Below are 16,206 nucleotides of genomic sequence, written 5' to 3'. Positions count from 1 at the left end.
CAGGTTTCAGTTCAGTTCCAGCGACGGAAAATCAGCGAGGTGTTGACCCCGCCAAAGGCAAAGTTGTTGTTCATCACATAGTCGTGACTCATGCTGCGAAACTCGCCGCACAGGTAGTCCAGCTCGCCACAGCGCGGGTCGATGTGCTCCAGGTTGAGGGTGTGCACATAGCGGTCGCTGTTCATCATCTCGATGCTGAACCAGGACTCCAGCGCGCCGCAAGCGCCCAGGGTGTGGCCGAGGAAGCTTTTTTGCGAGCTGATCGGCATGCGCGGGCCGAACAGGCTGCTGGTGGCCAGGGTTTCGGCGATGTCGCCCTGCTCGGTGGCGGTGCCGTGGCCGTTCACGTAACCGATGGCAGCCGGCGCGAGGCTGGCGTCTTCCAGCGCCAGCTCCATGGCCCGGCGCATGGTTGCCTGCTCCGGACGGGTGGTGTGCTGTCCGTCGGCATTGCTGCCAAAGCCGACGATCTCGGCGTAGATGTGCGCGCCACGGGCCAGGGCGTGTTCGAGCTCTTCGAGCACCAGCATGCCGCCGCCTTCACCGATCACCAGGCCGTCGCGGCCACTGTCATAGGGGCTCGGGCTGGTGTGGGGGGCATGGTTTTTGAGGCTGGTGGCGTACAGTGCGTCGAAGACCATGGCTTCGGTCGGGCACAGCTCTTCGGCGCCGCCGGCGAGCATCAACGGCAGGCGGCCGAACTTGATCGCTTCATAGGCATAGCCGATGCCCTGGCTGCCGCTGGTACAGGCGCTCGAAGTGGGGATCAGGCGCCCGGTAAGGCCGAAGAAAATGCTGATGTTGGCCGCGGTGGTGTGCGGCATCATCCGCACATAGGAGTTGGCATTGAGGCCTTCGGCCACCGAGTTGAGCAGCATGTTGCCGAATGCCTTGATCTCGTCGGTGCTGCCGGTGGACGAGCCGCAGGCCACGCCCATGCGCCCGTCGCGGATCGACGGGTCGTCGAGCAGGCCGGCATCGCGCAGGGCGTTCTGCGCGGCAGCCACGGCCAGGCGCGAGACCCGGCCCATGCTGCGCAGTTGCTTGCGGGTCCAGCCGCTCGGCACCTTGAAGTCATCGATGGGGCCGGCCAGGCGCGTGTTGAGCTCCTCGAAACGGTCCCATTCGTCCATGCGGCGAATGCCGCTGCGGTTGCTGGCGAAGTTGCCGGCAATGGTCTGCCAGTCGCTGCCCAGCGAAGTGATACCGGCCATGCCGGTGACGACCACACGTTTCATCAGCACAGGCCTCCGTTGACTGCCAGCACCTGGCGGGTGATGTAGGCGGCTTCGGCCGACATGAGGAAATTCACCGCGCCGGCGACTTCTTCCGGGGTGCCCATGCGCTGCGCCGGGATCATTTTCAGCAACTCATCGACCGGCACGTGCTCGTCGAGCATGGCGGTATCGATCAACCCAGGGGCCACGCAGTTGACGGTGATCTTGCGCTTGCCCAGCTCGATTGCCAGAGCCTTGGCGGCGCCGATCACCCCGGCCTTGGAAGCGCTGTAATTGACCTGGCCACGGTTGCCGATCATTCCCGATACCGAAGTGATGCAAACGATGCGCCCCGCTTTGCGTCGGCGGATCATCGGCATCATCAGCGGGTGCAGGACGTTGTAGAAGCCATCGAGGTTGGTGCGTAGCACCTGGTCCCAGTCCTCTTCGGTGAGCGCCGGGAAGGCGCCGTCGCGGGTCAGGCCGGCGTTGCAGACCACGCCATAGTAGGCACCGTGGGTTTCCACGTCATCGGTGAGGATGGCCGCGCAGGCAGCGCGATCGGCAACGTCGAATTGCAGCACGCGGGCTTGCTGGCCCAGGCCCCGGACTTCTTCTGCAACGGCGTCGGCTTCACTGCGCCCGCTACGGCAATGCAGGACCAGGTCGAAACCGGCCCGGGCCAGGCGCAGGGCGATGGCCCGGCCAATGCCACGGCTGGAACCGGTGACCAGGATGGTGTCAGTCATGGGGGGACTCCTCTGGGCCCGCTTCGGCCAGGTAGCTGGCAACTTGCGGCGGGCGAAAAACGTTCAAGCGGGCCATGGCATGGATGCCCGGGCCGCGCAGGTGACACTCGAACACGCCCATGCCGTTGTCGTCTTCGAGCGACCGCAGGGCATGGATGCGCAAGTGGGCGCCGGCAGGGAAATGTTCGACATTACATTCGAATTTGCGCGTGCCGAGCAAAAAGCCCAGTTCCACCGGCCGGCCTTGCTGGCGCGCGCGACAACCGGCGTAGGCGGCGACGCTCTGGGCCATCAGCTCGATGCCGACCCAGGCCGGCAGGCTGCCGTCGGCGCGGTTGAACAGGCCGCCGGGGCGCACGGTCAGTTGAGTGTGGATCTGCTCTTCATCGAACGACTCGACCTGATCGATGAGGATCATGTCGCCGGCATGAGGCAGCAGTTCGGCCAGTGGCCAGGTGATCATGGGGTGTCTCCGAGAATCAGGCTGACGTTGTTGCCGCCGAAGGCGAACGAGTTGCTCATCAGGCGCCGCGGGCCTCGGGCCGGCAGGCGTTGGCTGGCATCGACCAGCTTCAGGGCCGGTAGCTGTGGGTCATCCACGCCATCCCAGACATGCGGCGGCAAGCGCCCTTCGGCATTGTCGGCGGCCAGGCTCAACCAGCAGAACGCTGCTTCCAGAGCGCCGGCCGCACCCAAAGTATGGCCGGTCATGGGCTTGCTCGACGAGCAGGCCAACTGGCTGCCGAACAACTCATGCACGGCCAGGCTTTCCATGGCGTCGTTGTGGCGGGTGGCGGTGCCGTGCAGGTTCAGGTAATCGATCTGTGCTGGTTGCAGGCCGGCATTGTCCAGTGCCTTGCGCATGGCCTGCAAGGCGCCTTTGCCGCCGGGTTCGGGCGCCGAGATGTGATGCGCATCGGAGCTGGCGCCGGCGCCGAGCAGGGCAATGTTGTTGCCTTCAGCGTGGGCTTCACGGGTCATCAGAAACACCACCGCGGCTTCACCGATGTTGATGCCGTTGCGGTTGACCGAAAACGGGTTGCAGCGCTCGGCGCTGACCGCTTCCAGGGCGCTGAAACCGTTGAGGGTCAGCTTGCACAGGCTGTCGACACCGCCGCAGATCACCGCATCGCACATGTCGAGATCAAGCAGGCGGCGGGCACTCATCAAGGCCCGGGCACTGGAGGTGCAGGCAGTGGAGATCACATAGGCCGGGCCGCTCAGTTGCAGCCAGTCGGCGAGGAAATTGGCCGGGGCGCTGAGCTCCTGCTGGGCATAGTCGTAGCTGGCCGGAAACGCGTGTTCGCGCAGGTAGTGAGCGATGTCGTCGCTGGCTTCCTTGATGCCCGAGGTGCTGGTGCCCAGGACGATGCCGATGCGCTGGCGGCCAAAGCGGGCGATGGCCGCTTCGATCGGGGCGCCGATCTGCAGGCAGGCGTCGTACAGCAACTGGTTGTTGCGGCTGTGATGGGCCTGCATCTCGGCTGGCAACTCAGGCAGCTCGCCTTGCACGCCCGCCACCGGCAGGCTGCGTTCCGGCACCCAGCCGTCTTCCACGCGCATCCCCGAGCAGTCGCCGGCAAACAGCTTGCGGGCGACTTCGGCCTGGCCGCGCCCCAGGGCACAGACCAGGCCCAGGGCATTGAGGTAAGCGGTCATGGCGTGTTCTCGCTGGGCAGTGGGCTGACTAGATAACGCAGGCCCTGGCCCAGGTTCAAGGTGAAGTCGTCGGCTTGTCGGTAGTCGACGCGCCAGCGCTCACCCAGCCAGCGCTGCTGGCCTTGCTGGCGGGCACCGGGGTAGAGCGCTTGCAGCTGCCCGGCCGGGGTCAGGGCGAACAGCAGGGCGGCGAACAATTCACGGGCGCCCGGGTTGGGCGGCAGCAGGCCATCGGCTTGCCACTGACCGTCGTTGAGCAACTGCCGGGCTTGCGGAATACCCAGCAAGTCCAGCAACGACCAGCGCAGGCTGGCGTTCTCGCGCTGGATCACCAGCAGCCAGTCCTGACTTTCTCCTGCCTGTTCGCGCTGGATATGCAGCTGCATCGGCAGCGTCAGCGGCGGCAACTGCGCGGGCAGCGGCGCACGGCTGGCGCAGGCGCTCAACAGGGCGAAGGCGAGGATCAGCAACAGGCGTTTCATGCACTCGGCTCGGCTGGCTTCAAAGGTTTACGGGCAACCACGTTGACCAGGGTTTCTTCGCGCTGGCCGACCGGTGGCGGCTTGCGCAGGCCAAAGCGTTCGAGCAGGCCGAAGTCGCTGGAACGGCTCCACCACAGGTACGGGTAGGAAACATTCTGCGCGCCGAATTCGAAGCCCTGGTCGCGGAGCATCTGCAGGTACTGTTCGGCACTTTTCTGCACGTGCATGGGGTGGCGGAACAGCCAGCGGATCACCCAGGTGTCGATATAGGCTTCGGTGGACTCGGCGAACAGCAGGTAGCCACCGGGCTTGAGTACCCGGTAGAACTCGGCCAGGGCCTGTTCCTGCTCGACCAGGTGGTGGAAGGTCTGGTGGCAGAAAAGGATATCGACGCTGTTGTCGGCAAACTGCAACGCCGCGCAGTCACTGCCGCGCAGTTCGACATTCAGGCCCAGGCGCCCGGCTTCGGCCTGGCTCAGCTCGAGGCTGTGCGGGTCGGCGTCGGTGCCCAGCAACCGGCCGGGGGCGAACACCTGCTGCAGGTACTGGAACGACTTGCCCTGGCCGCAGCCGGCATCGAGCAGCACGGGTGCGCTGGGTGGTGCCTGGTCGAACAGCCGGCGCAGATCGTTTATCGCTACCCGCAGCACATGGTGCTGCCAGGTGTGGCTGCGCAGGAACCAGAAGCCGAAGCGGGTCTCCTCGACGTAGCTGTCGCTGAGGAACCTCATGCCACCGTCCTTGCGCAGACTTCGGCGAGCATGCGCAGGCGCCGCTTGGGCTCGCTGACGAACGGGTTGCGCTGGTCCCAGGCGTAACCGGCAAGGATCGAGCTGATCATTGCGCGGATTTCCGGCGAGCTGGCCGGGTGGTAAATGACGTCCTGGAAGCTGCCGTTGTACCAGCCTTCAACGTAGGCGCGGAAGGTGTCGACGCCGCGCTTGAGCGGCTCGGCGAACTCGCTCTGCCAGTCGACGCTTTCACCCTGCAACTGACGGTGCAGCACGCCGGCGGCCATGCTCGCCGAACGCATGGCAATGGTCACCCCGGAGGAGAACACCGGGTCGAGGAATTCGGCGGCGTTGCCGAGCAGGGCAAAGCCCGGGCCATGCAGGGTCTTGACGTTGGCCGAATAGCCGCCGATGGTCCGCGCCGGAGTGTCCCATGCGGCATTGGCCAGCACCTTGGCCAGGCTTGGCGTCTGGGCGACGAAGTCCTTCAGGCAGGCATCCAGGTCGGCCGGCGCGGCGGCAAAGTGCTCGGCGGCGGCGACCACCCCCAGGGAGCAGCGGCCATTGCTGAACGGAATGGTCCAGAACCAGATATCACGGTGCTGCGGGTGGGTGGTGATGAGGATCTTTTCCCGGTCGAAAGCCGGGTGGTCGATGCGGTCTTCGATGTGGGTGAACACCGCTTGGCGCACCGGGAAATTCGACGGTGCTTCGAGGTCCAGCAGGCGCGGGAGCACGCGGCCATAACCGCTGGCATCGAGGACAAATTCGGCTTCGACGCGGTACTCGCTGCCATCCAGGCGACGCACGCGGACCTGTGGGCGCGGGCGCTCGAAGTCGGCGGCGATGATCTCTTCTTCGTAGCGGATTTCCACGCCCTGGGCTGCCGCCTGGTCGGCCAGCAACTGGTCAAACTGGGCGCGCTGGACCTGGAAGGTGCTCGGCTTGCCATTGCTGAAGGTGTCGCCGAAATCAAAGGCGCTGTACTCATCGCCCCAGGCGAAGGCCGCGCCGTTCTTGCGCTGGAAGCCTGCCGCTTCGAGGGCCGGGAGCATGCCGGCTTCCTCGACGAAGTCGATGCAGTGCGACAACAGGCTCTCGCCGATGGAAAAACGCGGGAAGCGCTGGCGCTCGATGATCAGCACGTCGTGGCCGTTGCGCTTGAGCAAGGCCCCGGCGATGGCGCCGGACGGGCCGGCGCCGATAATCAATACCTGCCGTTGTTGCAGTTCAGTGTTCGGCATAAGGCCTCCTTGCCGGTTGGGCAGTCTTCAATGGAATCCGGTGCAGGCCGGCCAGCGCGGGCATCAGCGTGGCGACCAGGCTCATCAGCATCAGCGCGAAGTACAGCGCCGGGCTGATCAACTGTTGTTGCAGCAGCAGGTTGAGAAAGACGATCTCGCTCAAGCCGCGAATATTGAGCAGCAGGCTTTCCCGCCATTTGCTCGCGCCGGCGAACGACGGCGTCGCCCAGCACAGGCCCAGCCAGTTGCCGAGCAGCTTGCTGACGATCGGCAACAGCAGCAGGGCACTCAACTGGATGGCATCGAAGCCCTGCAGCACGTTGTGGATATCGATCTGGATGATGCCGAAGGTCAGGATCAGCGGGATCGCCACACCGTTCTGCAGGCGTTTTATCCACAGCTCCGATAACGGCATGCGCAGCGGCAACTTGAGCCAGGCCAGGCAGCACAGGTAGCCGATGCCGAAGATCAGCGCGTTGAGCCGGTAGTGCTCGGCGACGAACAGCAGGCCGAAAAAGCCCAGGCTGTAGACCCAGGGCCGACGCACACCGAGGGCATACAGTGGTAACGGCAGGCAGGCACCGAGCAGTGGCAGCAACAGGCTCACGGGTTCGAGGCTGCCCTTGCCCAGGCCGAACAGCAGCCAGCAGGTCAGGTCGATGAGGATCGCCGACTGCATCAGCCGGCGGGTTGCGGCGGGTGGGTAGTCGATGTTGCGCAGGTACAGGTAGAGCACCGGGATGGCGGTGATGGCAAACACCAGGCCGAGGGCCAGGGTGGTCAGCCAGGGCTGTTCGGGCAGCAACAACGCGCCGCAGGCCAGGCCACAGGCGAAGGGCACGAAGAAGCTGGGCAGGGCGATCTTCAGGCTCTGACGGTCGAATTTCAGCTCCACCACGTCAGCCAGAATATGCCCCAGCAGCAGGGCGAAACTCAGGCCATACAGGGTTTTCAGCCAGGACGGAGCCACCAGCGCGGCGCCACTGAGCTGCCAGTGCGGCTCGACCCAGAACAGCATCAGCAGCGGCAGGCCGAGGGTCGCCAGCAGCAACTGGCTGACAATCGGGATCAGCCCCAGGCGCCGGCCGAGCTCACTGGCGATCCAGAACAGTGCCAGGGCCAGGACCCAGAACAACACGATACTCATGCCGCCTGTTCCTTGTGGCCGGTGGCAGCCCAGGGCGCCAGGACAAAACTGAAGGCCAGGCCGAGGCTGACTGCCAGGCCAAAGTTGCTCACCGCCGGGGTACTCGACACCGCCAGCAGGCCGAACGACAGCCAGGTGGTGGTCGCCGCGAGCAGGGTGCCGAGCAGGCTGACGGCGGCGCCGCCGATCTGCTCGTGCATGAGGATCGCGTAGTCGACGCTGATGGCGGTGACCAGCAGCAGGCCGAACAGGCTGAACAGGGTCAGCGGCTGGCCCAGCCAGCCGAGGCAAGCCAGGCTGCAGAGCGCGGCGAGCAATGGCAGGGCGACGATGCGCAGGGCACCGCCGAGGCCAAACGGCAGGATCAACAGCACCACGATCAGCGCGCACGACAACAGCTTGAGCTCTGCAGCACTGACCTGGGTGGCGGCGAACACCCGGTTGAGGTCGCCGAGGCGGTCCACCAGTTGCACGCCTTCAAGGTCGTCGGCTTGCAGGCGCAGCAACGCCGGATCGTTCAAGCCTTGCAGGCTGACGATGGCGGCCACGCCCTGAGCGTCGGTGCCCAGCCACAAGGTGCGCCATGGCTCGCCTAGCGGGCCGCTGAGGGCGTGATCGATGTCCAGGGCAGCCAGTGCCTGCAGTTGTGTCAGTTCGGCCTGTAGCGCGCTTTGCGGCACGCCCAGGGCCAACAGCGGTTGCAGCGGTAGCTTGCCGAGTGCATCGCGTACCTGTTCTTGTTCGCCAGGGCTGGCGACCAGTTGGCTGAGGGCCATGTAGCCCTTGAGCTTGTCGGTTTCGACCAGTTCATCGAGCCGCGTGCTCAGCGCTTGCAGGCGACCCAGCAACTGCGTCTGGTCGGCGCCGCGAACCAGGTAGAACTGGCTGGTCGGCTGGTAGCCCGTGATACGTGCCACAGCCTGGGCTTCTTCGAGCAGTTGCGGCGGGCTGCCGACCCACTGACGGATGTCGTTGCGGCTGTCCAGCTGCCATAGACCGGCAGCGCAGAACAGGATCAGCAAACCGAGCAACACCGGGCTGGGAATTTTGCTCAGTAGTTTTTCACGCAGATCCACCAGCCATTGGGCAATGCGCAGCGGCCACTGCGCCGGCTGCAGGTCGATGCCCTTGAGCAGTGCCGGCAGCAGGCACACGGCACTGAGGTAGGCGCCGATCAGGCCCGCGGCGGAAAACACTGCGATCTGGGTCAGGGCCGGGAACGGCGTGAAGGCCAGGGCCAGGTAGCCGATGCAACTGGTGGCCAGGCTCAGGCTCAGGCCCGGCAAGGTCAGCCGCAAGGCCGGCCAGGCCTGCCAGGGGCGCAGGCTCCAGCTCTTGGACAGATAGTGCAGCGGGTAGTCGACGGCCACGCCGATCAGGCTTGAGCCGAGTACCAGGGTCATCACGTGCATCTGGCCGAACAGCGCCACGCAGGCCACCGCGCCGAACAACATGCCGACCAGTACCGGAACGAAGGCCAGAAGAATGCGCCAACGGCGGAACGCCAGCAGGAGCAGCAACAGGATGCCAACCGTGGCGCCGCCGCCGACCCAGGTGATTTCCTGGCTGGCCTGGCGCTGGCCGTTGGCGGCGTACAGCAAACCACTGGCGGCCAGCAGGCGGGCACCGTTGTGCCCGGCTTCAACCCGGCCGCTGGCGAGCAGGTCGGCGACTTGCAGGGGCAGTTGCATATCGAACGCATTACCCAGGGTGCGGGCACGCAGCAGTACCCAGTTCTGCCCGTCCGCTTCGGCCACCAGCGCGCCGCTGGCGGTGTCCAGCTGTACTGCGGCAGGGCGTGGCTGGCTGTTCTGGATGCGCCCGGTCAGGCCCAGCCAGTCGTCCTGGCTGGGCACCAGGCTGAAGCCGGCAAAGGGGTCGTAGAGGTTCTGTACGCGCTGCTCGATAAAGCCTTGCGGATTGTCGATCAGGCTGCTGCGGTCAGCGCGCGAGAGCATCGCCAGGCGCCCTTGCAGCAACTGTTCACGCAGTGCTTGCAGGTCAGTCTGCAGGCTCCATTGGACCTTCTCGAACAAGCCACTGGCCTGCCATTGTTCCGCCAGGCGCTGGGCCAGGGCAATGGCCTGGTCACGCTGGGGGTGGCCGACCAGTACCAGCATCTCGCGGTTCAGCGGCTCTTGCATGCGCTGCTCGGCGCGTTGCACCAGCGGGTCCTGGGTGGCGCCGGGCACCAGCGTCATCAGGTCGGCAGACAAGGGTGCAGCGCGGTGCCACTGCCAGCCGGCCAGGGCCAGCACAGCGATCAGCAGCAGCAAAAACAGCCGTGGCAACAGGCGCTCACTCGGCAAAATCGCGGCGCTCCGTGTCGGTCAGGCTGGCGCTGCTGCTCGATGGCATGCGCAGTACCGTGCTGTCGCCCTGGGTTTCCAGCAGCTGGATGCGTTCGACGTAGCGCCCGCCGTCGATATCGATCTGCTTGAACACCTGTTTGAGCAGCAGCGAACGCGGGGTCAGGCGCAATTGCCAGTGCTTGGCATCGCCTTGCAGGCTCAGCTCGAAGTCACGCTGCAGGCCGCTGCTGTCGCCTTGCAGCACGGCGAAGAACAGGCGGTTCTGCTCGGCGCCGGCGCTCTTGCCCGGCAGCATCTGCCAACCGGACGGGTCGCGGCGGGCGATGCCCTGGGCGTTGAGGCGGTAGTCCTGCTTGAGCGGTGTTTGCAGCAGCCAGAGCAGGCCGTGGTCACGGGCCAGGACGAACTGGCCCTTGCTGAGCAACGGCTGCGTCAGGGCGCGCAGGTGTTTTTCCTGGATGAACGGGCCCTTGATGACTGCAGGCTCGCCCAATTGCTTGCTCAGGTCATCGAGGCCAAAGGCCTGAGCCAGGGTGCAGCTGGCAAGCAGGCCGATGCACAGCAGGCTACGCAGCAGCGTGTTCATTTGAGCACCTTGTTCACGGCGTCGAGCATCACCTGCGGCGAGGCCAGTTGCATCTCGCCACTGGCGATTTCGACCGCGACCTGCACGGAACTGGCGCGGGTCATGCGTTCGCCGGTGGCGGCGTCGCTGATCAGGTAGTTGATCTTCAGGCGGTTCTCCCACTCCACCAGGCTGGCACGCACGTTCAGGCGCTGGCCAAAGGTGGCGCCACGCATATAGCGCAACTGCAGGTCGATCACCGGCCAGGCGAAGCCGGAGGCCTGCATCTGCAGGTAGTTGTGTTCGAGGCGGTCGAGCAGCGCGCAGCGCGCTACTTCCAGATACTTGACGTAGTGGCCGTGCCAGACCACCAGCATGCTGTCGACATCGAAGAACGGCACCAGCACTTCGGTATCGACGTGCAGCACTCCCTGACTACGCATGCAGCCTCCAGTGTTGTTCGGCAATTCGGCTCAGGCACAGGCGCAGGTCGCCTTCCAGGGCGCGGTCCTCGATCACCGGGGCGAAGTCTTCGAGCAGCGCACTGTGCATCTCGGCCAGGGCCGGTGGCAGGTCACGGGCATCGGCTTCGCGGCTGCGCAGCCAGACGCCCTGGTTGGCCGCCAGCAAGGTCGCGGCGGCAACCTGTTCGGTCAGTTCGAGCGTGCGCAGGGCATCGCGGGCGGCGATGGTGCCCATGCTCACCTTGTCCTGGTTGTGGCATTCGGTGGAGCGCGAGAACACGCTGGCCGGCATGGTGTTTTTCAGGGCTTCGGCGGTCCAGGCGCTGGCGCCGATCTGCACGGCCTTGAAGCCGTGGTTGAGCATCGCCCGCTCGGCGCTGGCGCCCGACAGGTTGCTCGGCAGACCGTGGTTGTAGCGCGTGTCGACCAGCAAGGCGAGCTGGCGGTCGAGCAGGTCGGCGACGTTGGCCACCAGGTTCTTCAGGCTGTCCATGGCGAAGGCGATATGGCCGCCGTAGAAGTGGCCGCCGTGTAGTACGCGTTCGGCTTCGGCGTCGATGATCGGGTTGTCGTTGGCGCTGTTCAGTTCGGTCTCGATAAAGCCGCGCAGCCAGCCCAGGCTGTCGGCTAACACGCCCAGCACATGCGGCGCGCAGCGCAGCGAGTAGCGGTCCTGCAGGCGATGCAGCGGCGCGGTCGGCGCGTCGATGGCCAGGTCATGGCGCAACCAGGCAGCCACCTGCATTTGCCCCGGATGCGGCTTGGCGGCGAACAGGCGCTCGTCGAAGTGTTCCGGGTTGCCTTGCAGGGCGACCACGTTCAGCGCGGTGATCCGTGTGGCGAGTTTGAGCAGGTAATCGGCGCGGGCGAACGCCAGGCAGGCCAGGCCGGTCATCACCGCGGTGCCGTTCATCAGCGCCAGGGCTTCCTTGGGCCGCAGCACCAGCGGCTGCCAGCCCAGTTCGCGGTGTACGTCAGCAGCGCTGCGGCGCTCGCCGCGGTACATGACTTCGCGCTCGCCCGACAGGGTCGCGGCCACGTAGGACAGTGGCGTCAGGTCGCCGCTGGCACCGACCGAGCCTTCCTGGGGAATCAGCGGCAGGATGTCGTGGGCAAGAAACGCCTGCAGGCGCTCCAGCAACTCGACGCGCACGCCGGACACACCATGGCACAGCGACTGCAAGCGGGCGGCCAGTACGGCGCGGGTGGATGGCGCATCGAGCAACTGGCCGAGGCCGCAGCCATGGAAGGTGTACAGGTGCTTGGGCAGGGCCTCGACATGCTCCAGTGGCACCGCCACCACGCACGAGTCACCGTAGCCGGTGGTCACCCCGTAGATCACCCCTTCCTTGTCCAGCAGCGAGTCGAGGAACTGCGCGCCACGGGCAATCCGCGCGCGGTAGTCGCTGTCGTCCTGCAGGCGGGTTTCGGCCTGGCGGTGGGCCAGGGCGAGGACGTCTTCGATTGCCAACGGCAGCGCGCCGAAGGTCACGGGCTTATGCGGATGCATCGTCATCGGTCTTCCAGAAAGGGTAGAAATTGAACCATTGCTGCGGCGCTTGCAGGCAATAGTGGCCCAGGCGTTCGGCGTAGCGCCCGGCCCAGTCGGCGATCACCTGATCGCGCTGGCCGCGGCGCCACTCGATGGCCTCGGCGAAGGGTTCGAGGAGCACCTGGTAGCGGCCTTGCTGCTTGAGGCAGAAGAACAGATTGAGCCGGCACTTGAGCAGCCCGGCCAGCAGCCACGGGCCCTGCGGGAAGGCGGCGCGGTGGCCGAGGAAATCCGCCTCGACCGTACGCGCGCCATGCAGCGGCACGCGGTCGCCGGCAATCGCCAGCCATTCGCCGCGGTCCAGGCGCTGGCTCAGTTGCAGCATGATCGCCGGGTCCAGCTCGCTGACCTGGATCAGCCGCAGGTTGGTCGCACCCGATTCACCGAGCAGGCGATTGAAGCGTTCGGCGTGCTTGGTGTGCACCAGCACGTTCATGGTCACCTGCTCGCCAAGCTCGGCCAGGGCGCGGCAGACTTCAAGATTGCCCAGGTGCGCCCCCACCAGCATCTGTCCGCGCTCGGCGCGCAGTTGGCCGCGCAACTGCCCGGGGTCGACGATCTCGATCTGCTCCAGGCGCAGCTTGCCGTTCCATACGTCGAGCTTGTCCAGCAGGGCATCGGCGAAGGCCATGAACTGGCCGAACACCCGCGTGTGGCTGGGGCGCAGGCTGGCTTGCCCGCTCCAGTCGGCCAGGCGCTGCTGGTATTGCCAGATACTCTGCCGGGCACGGCGGCCAAACACGAAGAAGTACAGGACGATGCCATACAGCACCGGGCTGAGCAGGCGCCGACCGAGCAGCTTGATGCCCAGGGCGGTCAGCTTCATCAGCCAGAAGCTGCCACGTTCCTGGTGTTCGGCCCAGTGTTGTTCGCCGTTGCTCATGCCTGCCACCGCCGCCAGAGGATGGCCGGGGCGCGCAGCAACATGCCGAAGAACAGCTTGGTGTGCATCTTCGAGATCAATGCGTTGTCGTGGAACAGGCGAAAGTGCGAGAGGCCGTCGGCCGGGTAATGCACCTTGGTGGGCAGCCAGCGCATCGGCTGGTTGCGCCAGGCCAGGCGCACGAGGATCTCCGGGTCGAAGTCCATGCGCTTGCCGAGGTTCACCGCCTCGATCAGCGCCAGGGTCGGCGGCAGCGGGTAGACCCGAAAACCGCACATCGAATCGGGAATCTGCAGCGACAGGCTGTTGATCCACACCCATACGTGGGTCAGGTAGCGCGCATACAGACGGCCCTTGGGCACGCTGGCGTCGTACTGTGGATAACCGCAGATCAGCGCCTGTGGATACGCCTGCGACTGTTCGAGAAAGTGGCTGACATCGGCCAGGTCATGCTGACCGTCGGCATCCACCTGCAGGGCATGGCTGAAGCCCAGGCGTGCGGCTTCGCGCAGGCCGGCCATGACCGCGCCGCCCTTGCCCTGGTTGACCTTCAGCTGTACCAGGAACACCTGCTGGTGCTCGGCCAGCTGGCGCAGCACGGTGGCGCAGGCCGGGCTGCTGGCGTCATCGACCAGTACGCAGGGCAGGCCGGCTGCGAGCAGGTCGGCAACCACCGCCGGCACCGCCAGTTCGTGGTTGTACACCGGGATCACCGCACAAGGCTTATTCACCGACGGCCTCCAGCACGATGCGGCCGCTGGAGCAGGGCGCTCCGGCGTTGCTGTAGGCGAAGTAGAGCTTGCTGCGTTCGGCATCGAAACGCAGGGTTAGCTGCAGCGGGTCGCCGGGGCGCACCAGTTGCTGGAATTTCAGCACTTCCATGCCGGCGAACTGGCGCGGCCGGTCGAGCAATTGTTGTCCCAGGGCCAGCGCCCAGTCGACCTGGACCACGCCTGGCAGCACCGGGGTCTGCGGGAAGTGACCGTTGAAATAGGCCAGGTCCGCCGACACTGCCAGTTGCAGCTGTAGCTCGCCGTCCACCTCGGCCTGGCTCAGGACGTCCGGGCCTTTCGGCCGTGGTGCCAGCAGCAGGGCTTCGAGTTCGGCCTGGGGCAGTTTGCCCTGGGCGTTGAACGGCAGTTGCCGCAGCAGTCGCCAGCGCCGGGGCAGGGCCAGGGCTTCGCAGTGCTGGCTGAGGTGTTGGCGCAGGCCTTCGGTGACCGCACGGCGGCCCTGGTTGCGCAAGGCATACAGGCCTGCGGCGCTGAGCACCAGCAGGGCGCCAAGGCTGGCGCGGTTTTCCTGGATCACCGCCAGGCGCGCTTCCTCGACCCAGACGTGCTCGACCAGGGCCTGTTCCAGCATCGGCAAGGAGATGCGTTTTTCTTCCAGTTTGACGATGCGGTCCAGGCGCCCGAGCAGGCGGAAGCGACCGTCAGCGGCGAACTCGACGGCATCGGCGCTTTGTTCGATATGACCGGGTGGCAGGTAAGGCGATTCAATGCGCAGCGCACCGTCCTGGTTCTGGCTCAGGCGCACCTCGGCAAATGGCTGCCACAGGCTGTCGCCCTGGCGCCAGGCGATGCCGCCGGTTTCCGAGCTGCCAAGGATTTCCGTCGGCCATTGCTGCAAGCGCTGGTGCAAGGCCTGGGCGGCGCTGGCCGGCAGTTCGCCGCCGGAGGAAAACACCCGGCGTACCGCACTCAATGCTGGCCAGTCGAGGTTGTCGCCCATGCGCTTGAGCAGCGCCGGGCTGGCGACCCAGGCAAAGGCCGGGTGCTCGCGGCTGGCGCGCTGCAGGTCTTCGGGGAAGGGCAACTGGCGGCGCACGAACGGGCGCCCGGCGCACAGCGGCCAAAGCACGCGAAACAGCAGGCCGTAGATGTGCTGGGTGGCGACGCTGCCGATGATGCAGGCAGCGCCCAGGTCCTTGCCCCACAGCTGTTCCAGGGCCTGCACTTCATTGGCCAGCTGGCGCAGGCTCTTGTCGATGCGTTTGGCTTCGCCGCTGGAGCCGGAGGTGCACAGGCTCAGCTGGCAGTTGTCCAGGTCCAGGTCAGCGGCGGCCAGGGGCGCTTGCAACAGTGCCTCGAGTGCGGTGTCCTGCGCTTGGTCGCTCAGCCACAGCTCGACCTCGCCGAGCCAGCGCTGGCGGGTCTGGGCTTGCAGGTCGGCAGGCAGCAGCACTTGCACCCCGGCGCGCCAGGCCCCGAGCAGCGCGACGGCCAGTTGCGCGGCGTCTTCCAGGTGCACGGCAATGCGCTTTACACCTCGCTGCTGAAGGCCTGCGGCCAGTTGCAGGGCTTGCTGGCACAAGCTCGCGTGGTCCAGCGCCGGGGCGACGCTGACCGGGCGCGGCGCGCTGGCCGGATGCAGCAGTTGCTCAAGGGCAATCCATTTCATGAGCGTCCTCGCACGCGTTGTCTAATCAGCCATTCAATGGCAAACAGCAGGCCCATCAGCCCGTAGGCGATCAGGCCGTTGTACAGGGTCCACCAGCTCAGTGGCGCCCACAGGGTCAGGGCGGCGGCGACCAGGCCGTTGGCCAGGAAGAACAGGCTCCAGACCTTGGTTACCTGGCGCGTGTAGTGAATTGCCACGGCGGGCAACTCCGGCTCACGCAGCCGCGCCAGGCGCTCGACCACCGGCGGGCCGAATTTCAGGCTCAGGCCAAACAGGCCAAGCATGAAAGCGCTGATCAGCACCGGGTACCAACGCAGCAGCTGCGGGCTGTTGAACAGCGCCAGCAACGCGCAGAAGGCAATCGCCGCCACGGCCATCCAGTGTCCGCCGGGCCGCCGCGGTTCGCTCAAGGCGCGCGCCAGCCACAGGCCGCCAAGCAGCAGGCCGAACTGCCAGGGGGCAAAGTGGGCCATGCCAAAATGCACCGCAAAGGGGTACAGCAGACCGGCCAGCAGCAGGCCGAGGCCGATCAGGCGTTTCATGCCGCAGGGTTGACCAGGCGGTACACCGCCTCGACCACGTCATTGACCGTACGCACGGCCTTGAACTCGTCGGCGGCGATTTTCTTGCCGGTCTGGCGCTTGATGTGATCGATCAGGTCGACGGCGTCGATGCTGTCGATTTCCAGGTCTTGATACAGGTTCGACTCCAGGCTGATGCTGGCCGGGTCCAGTTCGAACAGTTCGACCAGGGCGTCGCGCAGGGTGTTGAAGATGTCTTCGCGGGTTTGCATGGTGC

The 16,206-nt window shown here is 65.9% G+C and carries 17 protein-coding genes; all 17 read right to left on the bottom strand.

The window, feature by feature from the left end:
• Window positions 1-11 precede the first annotated feature (11 nt).
• The 17 genes from CCOS864_RS26535 to CCOS864_RS26455 are packed head-to-tail and all read right to left on the bottom strand — an operon-like array spanning window position 12 to window position 16,201.
• A complete protein-coding gene (locus CCOS864_RS26535) occupies window positions 12-1,238 on the bottom strand; it encodes a beta-ketoacyl-ACP synthase (protein WP_115089367.1) in 1,227 nt (408 codons plus the stop codon).
• On the bottom strand, window positions 1,238-1,966 hold the full coding sequence (gene fabG, locus CCOS864_RS26530; protein ID WP_115089366.1) for a 3-oxoacyl-ACP reductase FabG: 729 nt from the start codon (window positions 1,964-1,966) through the stop codon (window positions 1,238-1,240). The genes CCOS864_RS26535 and fabG overlap by 1 nt, the downstream gene beginning before the upstream one ends.
• Window positions 1,959-2,429 (bottom strand): hotdog family protein, encoded by a 471-nt coding sequence (locus CCOS864_RS26525; protein WP_115089365.1) that lies wholly within the window; start codon window positions 2,427-2,429, stop codon window positions 1,959-1,961. The genes fabG and CCOS864_RS26525 overlap by 8 nt, the downstream gene beginning before the upstream one ends.
• Window positions 2,426-3,625, bottom strand: coding sequence for a beta-ketoacyl-[acyl-carrier-protein] synthase family protein (locus CCOS864_RS26520; RefSeq protein ID WP_115089364.1), 1,200 nt, complete (start codon window positions 3,623-3,625; stop codon window positions 2,426-2,428). Before CCOS864_RS26520 ends, CCOS864_RS26525 begins: the two co-directional genes overlap by 4 nt.
• Window positions 3,622-4,107: a hypothetical protein gene (locus CCOS864_RS26515; protein ID WP_115089363.1), complete on the bottom strand. Its 486-nt coding sequence runs from the start codon at window positions 4,105-4,107 to the stop codon at window positions 3,622-3,624. Before CCOS864_RS26515 ends, CCOS864_RS26520 begins: the two co-directional genes overlap by 4 nt.
• Window positions 4,104-4,838, bottom strand: coding sequence for a class I SAM-dependent methyltransferase (locus CCOS864_RS26510; protein WP_115089362.1), 735 nt, complete (start codon window positions 4,836-4,838; stop codon window positions 4,104-4,106). The genes CCOS864_RS26515 and CCOS864_RS26510 overlap by 4 nt, the downstream gene beginning before the upstream one ends.
• The gene (locus CCOS864_RS26505; protein WP_115089361.1) at window positions 4,835-6,082 is read right to left on the bottom strand and encodes an NAD(P)/FAD-dependent oxidoreductase; all 1,248 of its coding nucleotides are present in this window, start codon (window positions 6,080-6,082) and stop codon (window positions 4,835-4,837) included. The genes CCOS864_RS26510 and CCOS864_RS26505 overlap by 4 nt, the downstream gene beginning before the upstream one ends.
• Window positions 6,069-7,229 carry a sodium:proton antiporter gene (locus CCOS864_RS26500; protein ID WP_115089360.1) on the bottom strand — a complete coding sequence of 387 codons (1,161 nt, stop codon included), beginning with the start codon at window positions 7,227-7,229 and terminating at the stop codon, window positions 6,069-6,071. Before CCOS864_RS26500 ends, CCOS864_RS26505 begins: the two co-directional genes overlap by 14 nt.
• Window positions 7,226-9,538, bottom strand: coding sequence for an MMPL family transporter (locus CCOS864_RS26495; protein WP_115089359.1), 2,313 nt, complete (start codon window positions 9,536-9,538; stop codon window positions 7,226-7,228). The genes CCOS864_RS26500 and CCOS864_RS26495 overlap by 4 nt, the downstream gene beginning before the upstream one ends.
• Complete coding sequence (locus CCOS864_RS26490; protein ID WP_115089358.1) at window positions 9,528-10,127, bottom strand: outer membrane lipoprotein carrier protein LolA; 600 nt, start codon at window positions 10,125-10,127, stop codon at window positions 9,528-9,530. Before CCOS864_RS26490 ends, CCOS864_RS26495 begins: the two co-directional genes overlap by 11 nt.
• Window positions 10,124-10,549 carry an acyl-CoA thioesterase gene (locus tag CCOS864_RS26485; protein WP_115089357.1) on the bottom strand — a complete coding sequence of 142 codons (426 nt, stop codon included), beginning with the start codon at window positions 10,547-10,549 and terminating at the stop codon, window positions 10,124-10,126. The genes CCOS864_RS26490 and CCOS864_RS26485 overlap by 4 nt, the downstream gene beginning before the upstream one ends.
• Window positions 10,542-12,086, bottom strand: a complete 1,545-nt coding sequence (locus tag CCOS864_RS26480) for an HAL/PAL/TAL family ammonia-lyase (protein WP_115089356.1) — start codon at window positions 12,084-12,086, stop codon at window positions 10,542-10,544. Before CCOS864_RS26480 ends, CCOS864_RS26485 begins: the two co-directional genes overlap by 8 nt.
• Window positions 12,067-13,005: an LpxL/LpxP family acyltransferase gene (locus tag CCOS864_RS26475; RefSeq protein WP_115089354.1), complete on the bottom strand. Its 939-nt coding sequence runs from the start codon at window positions 13,003-13,005 to the stop codon at window positions 12,067-12,069. The genes CCOS864_RS26480 and CCOS864_RS26475 overlap by 20 nt, the downstream gene beginning before the upstream one ends.
• The gene (locus CCOS864_RS26470) at window positions 13,002-13,736 is read right to left on the bottom strand and encodes a glycosyltransferase family 2 protein (RefSeq protein WP_115089352.1); all 735 of its coding nucleotides are present in this window, start codon (window positions 13,734-13,736) and stop codon (window positions 13,002-13,004) included. The genes CCOS864_RS26475 and CCOS864_RS26470 overlap by 4 nt, the downstream gene beginning before the upstream one ends.
• A complete protein-coding gene (locus tag CCOS864_RS26465; RefSeq protein ID WP_115089349.1) occupies window positions 13,729-15,408 on the bottom strand; it encodes an acyl-CoA synthetase family protein in 1,680 nt (559 codons plus the stop codon). The genes CCOS864_RS26470 and CCOS864_RS26465 overlap by 8 nt, the downstream gene beginning before the upstream one ends.
• Entirely contained in the window at window positions 15,405-15,950 is a 546-nt protein-coding gene (locus CCOS864_RS26460) for a COG4648 family protein (protein ID WP_115089347.1), read from the bottom strand. Before CCOS864_RS26460 ends, CCOS864_RS26465 begins: the two co-directional genes overlap by 4 nt.
• Window positions 15,947-16,201, bottom strand: coding sequence for an acyl carrier protein (locus CCOS864_RS26455; RefSeq protein WP_115089345.1), 255 nt, complete (start codon window positions 16,199-16,201; stop codon window positions 15,947-15,949). The genes CCOS864_RS26460 and CCOS864_RS26455 overlap by 4 nt, the downstream gene beginning before the upstream one ends.
• Window positions 16,202-16,206 lie beyond the last annotated feature (5 nt).

Origin of the sequence: Pseudomonas wadenswilerensis (genome assembly GCF_900497695.1) — a bacterium.
Classification (GTDB): Bacteria; Pseudomonadota; Gammaproteobacteria; order Pseudomonadales; family Pseudomonadaceae; genus Aquipseudomonas; species Aquipseudomonas wadenswilerensis.
This window is presented reverse-complemented; position numbering and strand designations above follow the sequence as displayed.